This is a genomic window from Frankia sp. CcWB3 (assembly GCF_977927595.1).
Map to the genome: position 1 here is coordinate 1,615 of NZ_CDWRCK010000107.1, position 12,330 is coordinate 13,944.

Genomic DNA, 12,330 nt, shown 5'->3' on the forward strand with positions numbered 1-12,330 from the left:
TAGCTGGCCAGCCAGCCGGCGTGGCGTAGGCGGTCGATGATCCGGTCCACGGCGTCCTCGGCGGAGAGCTCCGCGGTGTTCACCGTGACGTCGGCGTCGGTCGGCGTCTCGTACGGATCGGACACGCCGGTGAAGGCGGGCAGGACGCCTGCGCGCGCCTTGGCATAGAGCCCCTTACGGTCCCGCGCCTCGCACACCTCCAGCGGTGTGGACACATGTACCAGCACGAATCCGCCGCCTGCGGCCCGGACCATCCCCCGGACCTGGGCGCGCACGTCGGCGTACGGCGCGATCGGCGCGCACACCGCGGTGCCTCCGGCTCCCGCGACCTGGGCCGCGACGAAGCCGATCCGTCGGACGTTGATGTCGCGGTCGGCGCGGGAGAATCCCAGTCCCTGGGACAGCTGGGCCCGCACGACGTCCCCGTCGAGCAAAGTGAGCCGGCGTCCGCCGTATTCCAGTAGTCGGCAGACGAGCAGGCCGGCCAGCGTCGACTTCCCGGAGCCGGACAGCCCGGTGAGAAACACGGCCAGGCCCCGCTTCGAACGTGGTGGGATGGCGCGGGAGAGCTCCGCGGCCACCGTCGGCGGGGTCAGTTCGGCCGGTATCGGGTTGCCGGCGTCGAGCAGCGAGGCCAGTTCCATCCGCCCGGGTGCGCCGATCGCCGGCCCGATGAGGCTGCCGGTCAGGCCGTAGAAGCTGGCCAGATGCGCCCGCTGGGCGGCGAGTTTCGCCAGTTCGTCGGCGGAGCTCGCCGCCGTCTCCACGCCTGTCCAGGCCGCGCCCGCCGCCGCCCACGCAATGTCCGCCAGGTCCGTGGGTGCCGGGGGGGCGGGCGCCACGGCCGTGGCCGGGCCCGGTACCCCCGCCGCCGCGCCGCTCGGTTTCGCGGATGTTTTCAGGACCGTCGCGCTCATGCCCGGTTCGCGGGGGGTGGCCAGCGCCTCCGACGGGATGACCGGAACGAGGACCAGCAGGCTGCGGTGCTCCGGCGTTCCCGCCTTGCCGGCTTTCGGCCGCCGGTAGGGGTCCGGCGGCGGTTCCGACCGCCGGCCGGCAATACCCGGCGGGCTGATCGCGTCGGCGGCGAGCGCCTCCGAGGAGAGCGTCGCCTCGGCGGCCCGCAACGGGGCGTCGACCGCCTTGAGGGCGGCGAGCAGGCAACGGACCCGCAGGTGATGCCCAGCGTCCGCGGGATCGGCGCCACCCGCCGGGGCGAGGACGACGCACCGTTTGCCCTGCCGGGTCAGCGCCCGGATCCGGCCCACGTCCGCCGTGTGGAGCAGGCCGTCCGCCCACACCGCCCAGCACGCGCCGGAACCCGCCTCGAGGCTGATCCAGCCTCGGGCGAGCAGCTCGGCCCGGACCTGGGCCGGGGTGAGCCGCAGGCCGGGATGATCGGGGTGGTGGGGCAGCCGGATGCCCTCGACCGTGCCGACCAGCCGGACCCGGGGCCCGTCCGGACCCCCCGGCTGGTCCGGCAGGGGAATGGTCGTTCGGAGGTGCAGCGCCGCGATCATCACTCCCTCGGTGTCCCGCAGGGCCGCCGTGGAGCTCGGTGTCAGTGCGCCGGCCTCGGCCGCGCCGACGATGAGGGTCGGCACCGGCACGCCATTGATCTCGGGGTCCTCGGGATAACCAGGTTCCGACCCGAAAGCACCGAGCAGCAGCAGTTCCAGCTCGGCGAGCTGGGCCGGGCGCAGGGTCAGCGACGGCCAGGCGACCGACTCGGCCGTCAGCTCCGCGACCCGGGCCGGCGTCGCCAGGACGGGGGTTGGTCCGGACCCGCCGGTCACACCGGACCCGCCGGTCACACTGGCGGCACCGTTGGCACCGGACTTGGGGTGGTGATCAGGACCGGGGGCGGGATGGGAGGTGGTACTCACACTTGCGACGGTAGCTGGTGACAGACTCCGTCCCAATGAACACCGATGACACCCGCCCGCCGTCCACCGTGCCGGTCGACATCGCGACCGACGAACTCGACGACGACGTCCTGGCCCGACGGCTGGCCACGGACGCCGGCAAACTGCTGTTGCGGATCAGGGAGGAGGTCGGGTTCGCCGAACCCGCGACCCTGCGTGACGCCGGGGACGCGCGTTCGCATCAGCTCCTGGCCCGGGCGTTGGCGCGGCACCGCCCGCAGGACGCTGTGCTGTCCGAGGAGGGCGTCGACGACGTCGCGCGGCTGTCCGCGGAGCGGGTCTGGATCGTCGACCCCCTGGACGGCACCCGCGAGTTCGCCGAACCCGGCAGGTCGGACTGGGCGGTGCATGTCGCGCTCTGGCAGGCCGGCGAGCTCGTCTCGGGCGCGGTGGCGCTGCCGGCGCTCGGGTTGACGCTGTCCAGCGCGGGCGGGCTGCCGCCGCGGCCGGCCGAGGCGCGTCCGCCACGGATCGTGGTCAGCCGGACCCGGGCCCCACAGCTGGTCACGGAGGTCGCGGAGGCACTAGGCGCCACCATCGTCCCGATGGGTTCGGCTGGTGCGAAGGCCGCCGCCGTCATCCGCGGGGAGGCCGAGATCTACCTGCACGCCGGCGGCCAGTACGAGTGGGACTCCGCCGCCCCGGTGGCGGTCGCGCGGTCGGCGGGGCTGTACACCAGCCGGCTGGACGGCTCGCCGCTGCGGTACAACCAGCCCGACCCGCTGCTGCCCGACCTGGTCATCTGTGCTGCGAGCTGGGCATCGGAGGTTCTCCGGGCGATCGGCGCCGCGGGGGGCTCCGGCGGTTGAGGCGCGTGCTCGCGGAGTGCTCTCGGAGTGGCCACGGAGTGGTTGCAGAGGGTAGCGATTGTTGATCCATGGTTGTTCTGGATGACGTCGGTCGTGGTTGTGGGTCCACCGTGAGGGGCGTAACGTCGCCGAAACCGCCGGCACGGCCGCCGTGTCCGCTACTTTGGTGGGACACATCGCCTCGACGGGGGGGGGGTCGCGTGCCGGTGATGGGTTACGAGCTCACCCAGCTGCAGATGCTTGAGGCCGAGGCCATCCACATCTTCCGCGAGGTGGCCGCGGAGTTCGAGCGTCCCGCCCTGCTGTTCAGCGGCGGGAAGGACTCGATCGTCATGCTCCGGGTCGCGCAGAAGGCCTTCTGGCCCGCGAAGCTGCCCTTCCCCCTGCTGCACATCGACACCGGGCACAACTTCGACGAGGTCCTCGAGTTTCGGGACAGGCGGGCGGCGGAGCTCGCCGCCCGCCTGGTGGTCGGTTCCGTCCAGGCCGCCATCGACGCGGGCGTGCTGACCGAAGACACCCGTCCGGGGGCCTCGCGTAACCAGCTGCAGACACCGGTGCTGCTCGACGCCATCGCCGACAACAAGTTCGACGCGATGTTCGGCGGCGCGCGCCGGGACGAGGAGAAGGCGCGGGCCAAGGAACGGGTCTACTCCTTCCGGGACGAGTTCGGCCAGTGGGACCCCAAGAACCAGCGCCCCGAGCTGTGGTCGCTCTACAACGGCCGGCACCGCCCCGGTGAGCACATCCGGGTGTTCCCGCTGTCGAACTGGACCGAGCTCGACATCTGGCGGTACATCGCCCAGGAGCGGCTGGAGATCCCCTCCATCTACTACGCGCATCGCCGGGACGTGTTCGAGCGCGACGGCATGCTGCTGGCGGTCACGCCGCTGACCCGGCCCCTGGCTGGTGAGACGGCGGCGCCCCGGCAGGTGCGCTATCGCACGGTGGGCGACATCACCTGCACCGGAGCGGTCGAGTCAACCGCGGCGACCGTCGAGGAGGTCATCGCCGAGGTGGCCGCCACCCGGCTCACCGAACGCGGCGCGACCCGGGCTGACGACCGGGTCAGTGAGGCGGCGATGGAGGACCGTAAGCGGGAGGGGTACTTCTGATGGCCGAGCTGCTGCGGGTCACGACGGCGGGGTCCGTCGACGACGGGAAGTCGACCCTGATCGGGCGGCTCCTCTACGACACGAAGTCGCTGTTCTCCGACCAGCTCGCCGCGGTCGAGCGCACCAGCCGGGAGCGCGGCGACAGCTACGTCGACCTCGCGCTGCTCACCGATGGTCTGCGGGCCGAGCGGGAGCAGGGCATCACGATCGACGTCGCGTATCGTTACTTCGCCACGCCCCGGCGGTCGTTCATCCTCGCCGACACCCCCGGGCACGTGCAGTACACCCGCAACATGGTCACCGGCGCGTCCACCGCCGACTTCGCGCTGCTGCTCGTCGACGCGCGCAAGGGGATCGTCGAGCAGACCCGCCGGCACGCCTTCCTGACGTCCCTGCTGCGCGTGCCCCATCTGGTGCTCTGCGTGAACAAGATGGACCTCGTCGACTTCGACCGGGACGTCTTCGAGAAGATCAAGGAGGAGTTCCGGCACTTCGCGGCGAAACTAGAGATCGTCGACGTCACGACGATCCCGATCTCCGCGCTGGGCGGGGACAACGTGGTCTCCCGGTCGCCAAGCACTCCCTGGTACGAGGGCAGCTCGCTGCTGCACCACCTGGAGGAGCTCCACATCGCCTCCGACCGCAACCTCATCGATGTGCGTTTCCCGGTGCAGTGGGTGGTCCGGCCGCGGAACGACGACCTGCACGACTACCGCGGGTACGCCGGTCAGGTTGCCGGCGGGGTGCTCAAGCCCGGCGACGAGGTCGTCGTCCTGCCCTCCGGGCTGACCACGCGGATCGCCGGCATCGACACGTTCGACGGCCCGGTCGACGAGGCGTTCCCGCCGATGTCGGTGACCATCCGGCTCGAGGACGATCTGGACGTCTCCCGGGGAGACACGATCGCCCGGCCGATGAACCAGCCGGCCGTCGGCCAGGACCTCAACCTGATGGTCTCCTGGATGGTCGACGCCCCGCTGCGCCGCCGGGCCCGGATCGGGATCAAGCACACCACCCGTTCGGTACGGGCGATGGTCACCGACATCTGTTACCGCGTCGACATCGACACCCTGCACCGCGACGAGACCGTCGAGACGCTGGGTCTGAACGACATCGGCCGGATCGCCCTGCGGACGACGTCCCCGCTGTGCTACGACCTGTACCGCCGCAACCGGAACACCGGCAGCGTGCTGCTCATCGACGAGTCGACCGGGACCACTCTCGGCGCCGGGATGATCATCTAGCCGGTGGTGACGGGGAGAACCGGGGAGAACCGGGGTCAGCCCGGCCGCCGTCCCCAGTCCGGTGGCAGGGAGGATCCGCGGCTGCCGGCCCGGCCGTCGAGGAACGAGATGCGGTCGTTGTTCGCGACCATCGCCGGGCTCGCGAGCCAGGCGGCATAGGCACGCCGCTGGGTCGGCGTCATCCGCGCGGACGGACGTGGATTCCCCGAGGCGTCGAGGAAGTTCTCCGCCGGCGAGGTGATGAACCCGTCGGCCCTCGGATCGCCGGTGTAGACGCGGCACGGCCCGCCGGCGGGGGTCACCGCGATCGGCCGGAGCGGGTCACGATCCCGGCGGGCCCAGAGCCGGCGGGCGCTGGTCTCGTAGGCCGCTGCCCAGCCGGGCAGGACCCGGGAGGCGTCCCGCAGGTCCGCGACGACCTGGGCGGGGCGGGTGGTCGGCAGGTCGCTGTGCCGTGCCCGGATCCAGGCCTCGATCACCTCCACGGTGACCCCGACGCCCAGATGGACGAAGGTGCCCGGTGGGTTCGTCGGATCGATGGACTTGCCCACCTCCCCGAGCACGTCGAGCAGCACCGCCTCGGTCGCATCGGCGAGGGCGCCGGCGAAGAACGCCTGCGCGCGCTCGACCCGCAGGTAGCCCAATGCCAGGGGGCTCGACGGATACCCGCCGGGGGCCGTTCTCCAGCCCTGGGTCGAGGCGGCCACCTGGTCCTCGAGACGAAGACCGTAGGTCGCGACGTCCTGGGCGAGCAAACCGGCCAGCGCCCCGCCGCGCAGGCCCTCCCGCAGCAGCGACTCCCACGCCTCGATCGGGATCAGCTCGACCAGGGCGGACTGCTCCGCCGCGGCCCCGGCCTGCGGGTCCACCGTGGGACTGGGGACCACGGCGGTGACGGCGTCGTAGAGTTCGTCCCGATAGGTCCGTAGCGCCGGGACGAGGGCCGCCCGCAGCCGGAGGAGCAACGGCCGATCACCGGTCGCCTGCACGGCCCCGGCCAGCCGGGAGACGAACGAGGCCGAGGCCCGCGGATCGGCACGGCGGCTCTCCTGGCTTCCCGCCGCGGCCACCAGCCGGATCCAGGCATCTTCCAGGGATCGGGCCGTCGCGAGATCCACCGGCAGCGGAAGGGCGAGCACGGCCGCGCCGCGCAGGATGGTGTCGATGTGGTCCGCCGCGAATCGGGCGGCCAGCGCCGGGGCCGCGGCGATGGCGTCCAGCAGCACCCCCTGGTAGTCGGTGACGGTCGGTCGGCCCCGGCTCGTGAGCCCGGCTGCGGCGGGGGCGAGCAGGCCGACGTCGTGCGGCGCCGACGGGGCGGCCGCGGCGTCACCCGGCCCCTTACCCGGCCCGCTACCCGGTCGGTCACCCGGCCCGAAGGCCATCCGGCCCAGCCGGTCCAGCAGCGCGCTGTCGAGGCGGGCCGAGGCGAGCAGGGGGGTCAGCAGGACCGTCTCGGCCGTGTCGGTCCTCCCAGCGGTGTTGAACCGGCCGAGCCAGGCGGCGCCGAGAGTTCGCCGGTGGCTGTAGGAGGCCAGGGTGGTGCCGAGGATCCGTTCCGCCTCCCGCCGGTCGAAGCCGAGCGGTTCGGGTGGACGGTGGACCATCGGCCCCCGCGACAGTCCCTCCACCCGGTAGAGCAGCCGCGCGAGCCCGTCGGGTCCCAGCGCGTCGTGAAAGCCCAGGACGAAGCCCGGATCGTTCATCCGGGACCGCAGCACGGTCAGCGCGTCACGCGGGGTGACCATGCCCGAGTTGTTTCCACCCGTTCCACCCATTCTGCCCGTTCTGCCCAGCCCTGATCCGCCTCTGCCCGTTCCGCCCTGGCCTGATCCGTGCCGGCCCGGCCCGTCCCCCCGCAGCGAGTGCGCCAACGCCCGTCCGGCGGCCACGGCCTGCTCGAAGGTGCGGAGCGCCTCGGAGGTACCGGGAATGCCCGGCGCCTCGCGGGGCACCGGCTGCCGAATCGGGGCGGACGTCGGCCTGACCGTGATGCCGATCCCGTCGTCGACGCCCTCGGCGAGGCGCAGCCGGCGCCGCAGCATGGTGACCTCGGCCTCGACTTCGTCCTCCAGCGCGCCGAGCCGTTCCGCCGGGTCGAGCGGCAGCCCGGCATCCGCCAACGCCGCGGCGAGGGCGCGAGACCAGGAGCGCAGCAGCTCCCCGGCCTCGGTCACGCTGGACACCAGCACACGCATCCGATCGGGGTCGACGAGCACCCGGTCGCTTGGTCCGGGCATGCGCGTCAGCCGACCTTCCGCGGCCCGCCGGGGCCCGCCGATCGGACGGGGGACATCGGCCCGCCGGGGCCTGCCGCAACGAACGCTGTCCCGCGGACCTGCAACGCTGTCTCGCAGGCCTGCACGCACCGATCGAGGGCCATGGCCGCCTCCGCCGCGAGCCGCCGCATCCGGCGCTGCCAGATCTCGGCCTGACGACCCTCCCAGGCCTCGGCGCCGACCGCCGAGATCCGCTCCAGCGCGGCGGCCACGTCCAGCCGGGCACGCCGGGCCTGGGCCAAGGCGACGGCCACCGTCGCGCGACGTCCCTCGGGCACCGTCATGCGCACACCACCCAGATCGTGATCAGGTTCACCGGTGGCGACGCTAACAGCGGCCCGCCCGCTCGCGCCCGCGCGGCGACGCGACTGTGGATGACGCAGGTGCCGGTCCGGTCGCCTGTGGATGACGCCGGTGCCGGGCCAGCGCCGGTAACGCCGGTTCAGCGCCGGTAACGCAGGAACAGGACGTCGTCCTCGGCGAGGATCTGGGTCAGGGTGAGCGCGGCCGGTGCCGGCCACGGCTCGCCTTTCATGATCCCGAGCCGGCCCGGCCCGGCCAGTACCGGGGTGATCGTCAGGCACAGCTCGTAGAGGAGGCCCGCCGCGGCGAGCTGGGAGTGCAGCAGCGGACCGCCCTCGGTGAGGATGCGGGTCATTCCCCGTTCCGCCAGGGCCCGGACGGCGAGGTCGGGTTCAACGGCGCTGCCGCCGCAGATCGCGATGTCGGCGACCGCCGCCAGCCGCCGACGTCGGTCGAGGGGTGCGGTCTCGCAGGTCAGTAGCACCGGTCGGATCTCCCCGCTGAACAGCCGGGCACCCGGGTCGAAGCCCGCCGTCGCGGTCACGACCGCGATCGGGGGCACCGCCGCGAGCCCCGCGGCGACGCGCCGCTCCCGCCGTTCGGGCGGGATGACCACCGGCCCGTAGTTCTCCGTCCGGGCGGTCCCGGCACCGACCAGCACCACGTCGCTGAGCCAGCGCAGCAACCGGAAGACCCGCAGGTCGGCCTCCCCGCCCAGGGGGCCCGAGCGGCCGCCCACCTCGGCGGCCCCATCGACCGAGGCCACGAAGTTCGCCCGGATGTAGGGGGTGTGCGCGGCGGACGAGGGGTAGGCGTACGCCTCGTCGAGATCGATGTCCTCGATGTCCTCGATGTCCTCGACGGCCTCCTCGGCCTTCCTCGCGAGCCCGGCGGCCCCCGCGGAACCGGCGAACGGGGGTGGAACCGGGAAGATGCGCCGCACCGGGCCGACTGTAACGGGCGACGGTGCTGGTCATCCGATCGGCGGCGAACCCAGGTCGGCGGCGAACCCATGCGTTGTGACGTCGGCCGCGATACCGCCGGCCGGGGCGACGGGTACGGGCGTCTCCGTACGCTGGGCGGGTGGCGCAGCGTCTCGTCGATCGCCGGCCGATTGTGCCACCCGGGGACCTGGTCGCGGCGCTTGTCCCGCCGCCCCGGTTCGACACGGTCCGGTTCGCCGGCTACCTGCCCGATCCGGCCGAGCCGAGCCAGGCCGCCGCGGTCATGGCGCTGTCCGCCTTCGCCGACCGGTTGACCGCCTCCTCCGGGCGGTCCAGCCGTTCAGATCGTTCCAGCCGTTCCGGGCATGCGGGCCGTTCCGGGAAGGGCGGCCTGTTCGGGCTCCTGACCCGGGGGGCGGGGGCGCCGGGCCCGTCCGGAATGCGGCCGGGGGTGTACCTCGACGGCGGCTTCGGTGTCGGCAAGACCCACCTGCTCGCCTCGCTGTGGCACGCCGTGCCCGGCCCGAAGGCGTACGGCACGTTCGTCGAACTGACCTCCCTGGTCGGCGCGTTGGGATTCGCCGCGACCGCGCAGGCTCTCGCGGGCCTGCGCGGTCGCGATCGACGAGTTCGAGCTCGACGATCCCGGCGACACGGTGCTGGTGTCCAGCCTGCTGACCCGGCTCGTCGAGGCCGGTGTCCACCTGGCCGCGACGAGCAACACCCAGCCGGAGGACCTCGGTGCCGGTCGGTTCGCCGCCGCCGACTTCCGCCGTGAGATCCAGGGTCTGGCGGCCAGGTTCGACATCCTCCGGGTGGACGGGGAGGACTACCGGCACCGGGGTCTTCCGGCCGCGCCCCCGCCGTGTACTGACGATGAGGTCGGCGCGCGGGCGGCTGCCGAGGAGGGGGCGACCGAGGACGGATTCGCCGCGCTGTGCGAGCATCTCGCCGGACTGCACCCCTCCCGGTACGGCGCGCTCGTGGCCGGGGTCACCCTGGTCTGCCTGCACCGGGTCGCGCCGGTCGAGGATCAGGCGGTGGCGTTGCGGGTCGTGGTCCTCGCCGACCGGCTCTACGACCGGTCGGTCCCGGTCGTGGCCTCCGGCGTGCCCTTCGGGGAGCTGTTCGGAGCGGAGCTGCTCGCCGGGCCGCATCGCAAGAAGTACCAGCGGGCCATGTCCCGGCTGAGCGCGCTGGCCCGGGACGCCGCGGCGGGGAACGGCACCGCGGGCCGCGTCGCCAGGATGCTGCCCGGCTGACGCACCAGGCCGGGCGCGCGGCCCGAACGTGCGGCCGCCGCACCCGAGTGGGGTGTCGGAGCCGGCGGTCCGGACGCCGGACCTGCCGGAGTATCTGTTCGCCGTTCCGGGCGTGGGTGACCCGCTGGCGGTCGTGCCGGGGCCTGCGACCATGGGTGCATGGGAACCTACGTCGTGCTGCTCGTCATGGTGTTGTTGGTGGGGCTGGCGGTGCTGGGCGGGCTCTATTTCGTGCTGTCCAGGGACCACACCCGGCGCTGACGGCCGGTGCGCTGACGGCTGGTGCGCGTGGTGCGCTCGGTGCGCTGACGGCCGGTGCGCTGACGGGTCAGCCGGCGGTCGGCTCGGCCGGGGGGAGCAGGCGGATGATCACGACCGACTCGCCGTCGAGTTCCACCCGTCCCGGCATGTAGGTGAACCCGTGGGCGGATGCGGCCGGGGCGTCGAACGGGACGCCGTCGAGGGGGACGGCCTGTCGTTCGGCGGCCAGGTTCACGACGATCGCCACGTCGCCGCGACGGACCACCAGCCAGCGGGCCTCCTCGTCGAAGGTGCACGCGACCGAGGACCACGCCGGGTCGGTCAGCGCCGGCAGCCGGCGACGCAGCGCGATCAGCCGGCGGTGCCAGTCCAGCAGGTCGGAGTGACCCTCCCGGCCCGGTTCGGACCAGTCGAGTTTCGACTGCTGGAAGGTCGCCGGGTCCTGGGGATCGGGAACGTCCTGCGGCTCCCAGCCGTGGGCGGCGAACTCGGCGCGCCGGCCCTCCCGCACCGCGTCCCCCAGCCCGGGGGCGGTGTGGTCGGTGAAGTACTGCCAGGGGGTGCGGGCACCCCACTCCTCGCCCATGAACAGCATCGGGGTGACCGCCGAGGTGAGCAGCAGGGCCGCACCGATCCGGAGCAGGCCGTCGCTGAGCGTGGCGGACGCCCGGTCGCCGGCGGCCCGGTTGCCGATCTGGTCGTGGTTCTGCAGGAAGGTGACGAGCCGGTAGGCGGGCGTGGTCGGGGGGATCGGCCGGCCGTGGGAGCGCCCGCGGAACGTCGAGTAGCCGCCGTCGTGGACGAACCCACTGGTCAGCGCGTGGGCGAGGGTCGAGATCGAACCGAAGTCCCCGTAGTACCCCTGCCGTTCGCCGGACAGGGTTGCCCACAGCGCGTGATGGATGTCGTCGCACCACTGCCCGTCCAGGCCGTACCCGCCGGCCTCGGGTGCGGCGACCAGCTTCGGGTCGTTGAGGTCCGACTCGGCGACGGCGAACAGCGGGCGGCGCAGCTGGGCGCCGAGCCGGTGGACCGCCTCGGCGATCTCCTCCAGCAGGTGCAGGGCCCGGCTGTCCTGAAAGGCGTGGACGGCGTCGAGACGCAGCCCGTCGCAGTGGTAGTCGCGCAGCCAGGACAGGGCGCTGTCGATGATGAACGCGCGGACCTCGTCGGAGCCGGGGGCGTCGAGGTTGACCGCGGGGCCCCACGGAGTGCTGTAGCGGTCGGTGAAGTAGGGGCCGAAGCGGCCGAGGTAGTTGCCGTCCGGGCCGAGATGGTTGTAGACGACATCCATGATCACGCCGAGGCCGCGAGCGTGCGCGGCGTCGACGAAGCGCTTGAGCCCGTCCGGGCCGCCGTAGGGTTCGTGCACCGCGTACAGACCGACGCCGTCGTAGCCCCAGCCGTGCCGGCCCGGGAAGGCGTTGACCGGCAGCAGTGCGACGGCGTCGATGCCGAGTTCGACGAGATGGTCGAGCTTGCCGATGGCCGCGTCGAAGGTGCCCTCCGGGGTGAACGTCCCGACGTGCAGCTCGTAGAGCACGCTGCCGGCCAGCGCGATGCCCCGCCAGGTCCCGTCGGTCCAGGGGAAGGCCGAGTGGTCAACCAGCCGCGACCGGCCGTGAACCCCCAGCGGCCCCGGTTGCCGGGCCGATCGGGGGTCGGGCAGCTCCTCGCTGCCGCCGTCGAGCAGGAAGGCGTAGTCCGTGCCATGCTTCGCGGACGGGACGTTGACCCACCACCACCCCCGTTTCCCGGCGGTCATCTCGTGCGTCGAGTCGCCGGCGGAGCCCGCCACGACTAGGCTGACCGTCTTCGCCTCAGGGGCCCACAGCCGGAGGGTGCTCATCGGTCTTGTCTACCTGTCAGAGCCGTCGGACACGCCGTGACGGCGACAATGGTGACGACATCGGTCCCCGGCCGAAGGCGCCCGGCTGCCCGGCATGCCGAGCCGGATGGCACCGAGATGGCAGCGAGGTAGTCCGACCGGAGGGAGGGCAACCGCCGTGCGATGCCTCCGTATCTTGATCGGATGGCACCGTTATGCCATGATCTCGTCGTCGTGATGTTCGACCGGAGGTTCGCTGCAGTCCCGCCCCTCCGCCGGGCCTACGACACGCCGTCCCACCTGCGCGTTGATTTTCGGGTCCTCATCGCCCCTACGAGGGATCGCAACAGTTCTACAGCC

The 12,330-nt window shown here is 72.8% G+C and carries 8 protein-coding genes and 1 pseudogene; 4 read left to right on the plus strand and 5 right to left on the minus strand.

The features are described 5' to 3' along the window. Positions 1-1,886: adenylyl-sulfate kinase (cysC, locus tag ACY5KJ_RS10250; RefSeq protein WP_462203258.1), on the minus strand; the 1,886-nt coding region annotated here is incomplete at its 3' end. A 35-nt stretch (positions 1,887-1,921) separates the two neighbouring features. On the opposite strand from cysC, the gene ACY5KJ_RS10255 reads away from it, so the two are divergent. The 3 genes from ACY5KJ_RS10255 (at position 1,922) to ACY5KJ_RS10265 (ending at position 5,093) form a co-directional block, all read left to right on the plus strand. Further along, the gene (locus ACY5KJ_RS10255; protein WP_462188053.1) at positions 1,922-2,734 is read left to right on the plus strand and encodes a 3'(2'),5'-bisphosphate nucleotidase CysQ; all 813 of its coding nucleotides are present in this window, start codon (positions 1,922-1,924) and stop codon (positions 2,732-2,734) included. Positions 2,735-2,943: 209 nt separating this feature from the next. Then, positions 2,944-3,849 (plus strand): sulfate adenylyltransferase subunit CysD, encoded by a 906-nt coding sequence (cysD, locus tag ACY5KJ_RS10260; RefSeq protein WP_462203261.1) that lies wholly within the window; start codon positions 2,944-2,946, stop codon positions 3,847-3,849. After that, positions 3,849-5,093, plus strand: a complete 1,245-nt coding sequence (locus tag ACY5KJ_RS10265; RefSeq protein WP_462188055.1) for a sulfate adenylyltransferase subunit 1 — start codon at positions 3,849-3,851, stop codon at positions 5,091-5,093. Before cysD ends, ACY5KJ_RS10265 begins: the two co-directional genes overlap by 1 nt. A 35-nt stretch (positions 5,094-5,128) precedes the next feature. On the opposite strand, the gene ACY5KJ_RS10270 is transcribed toward ACY5KJ_RS10265, so the two are convergent. The 3 genes from ACY5KJ_RS10270 to ACY5KJ_RS10280 all read right to left on the minus strand — a co-directional run bounded on the left by ACY5KJ_RS10270 (position 5,129) and on the right by ACY5KJ_RS10280 (position 8,618). Further along, positions 5,129-7,333, minus strand: a complete 2,205-nt coding sequence (locus tag ACY5KJ_RS10270; protein ID WP_462188056.1) for a hypothetical protein — start codon at positions 7,331-7,333, stop codon at positions 5,129-5,131. Positions 7,334-7,338: 5 nt separating this feature from the next. Then, positions 7,339-7,656 (minus strand): hypothetical protein, encoded by a 318-nt coding sequence (locus ACY5KJ_RS10275; RefSeq protein WP_462188057.1) that lies wholly within the window; start codon positions 7,654-7,656, stop codon positions 7,339-7,341. A 158-nt stretch (positions 7,657-7,814) separates the two neighbouring features. After that, a complete protein-coding gene (locus tag ACY5KJ_RS10280) occupies positions 7,815-8,618 on the minus strand; it encodes a pyrimidine reductase family protein (protein WP_462203259.1) in 804 nt (267 codons plus the stop codon). Positions 8,619-8,758: 140 nt separating this feature from the next. On the opposite strand from ACY5KJ_RS10280, the pseudogene zapE reads away from it, so the two are divergent. Continuing rightward, a pseudogene (zapE, locus tag ACY5KJ_RS10285) lies at positions 8,759-9,881 on the plus strand (cell division protein ZapE). A gap of 328 nt (positions 9,882-10,209) precedes the next feature. On the opposite strand, the gene treZ reads toward zapE, so the two are convergent. After that, the gene (treZ, locus tag ACY5KJ_RS10290) at positions 10,210-11,991 is read right to left on the minus strand and encodes a malto-oligosyltrehalose trehalohydrolase (protein ID WP_462203260.1); all 1,782 of its coding nucleotides are present in this window, start codon (positions 11,989-11,991) and stop codon (positions 10,210-10,212) included. Positions 11,992-12,330: the final 339 nt, after the last annotated feature.

What these genes read in the sequence shown, in the direction of transcription:
- ACY5KJ_RS10275 (WP_462188057.1), bottom strand. Translation starts at nt 7,656, where the DNA reads ATGACGGTGCCCGAGGGACGTCGCGCGACGGTGGCCGTCGCCTTGGCC.
- ACY5KJ_RS10255 (WP_462188053.1), top strand. Translation starts at nt 1,922, where the DNA reads ATGAACACCGATGACACCCGCCCGCCGTCCACCGTGCCGGTCGACATC.
- cysD (WP_462203261.1), top strand. Translation starts at nt 2,944, where the DNA reads ATGGGTTACGAGCTCACCCAGCTGCAGATGCTTGAGGCCGAGGCCATC.
- treZ (WP_462203260.1), bottom strand. Translation starts at nt 11,991, where the DNA reads ATGAGCACCCTCCGGCTGTGGGCCCCTGAGGCGAAGACGGTCAGCCTA.
- ACY5KJ_RS10265 (WP_462188055.1), top strand. Translation starts at nt 3,849, where the DNA reads ATGGCCGAGCTGCTGCGGGTCACGACGGCGGGGTCCGTCGACGACGGG.
- ACY5KJ_RS10270 (WP_462188056.1), bottom strand. Translation starts at nt 7,333, where the DNA reads ATGCCCGGACCAAGCGACCGGGTGCTCGTCGACCCCGATCGGATGCGT.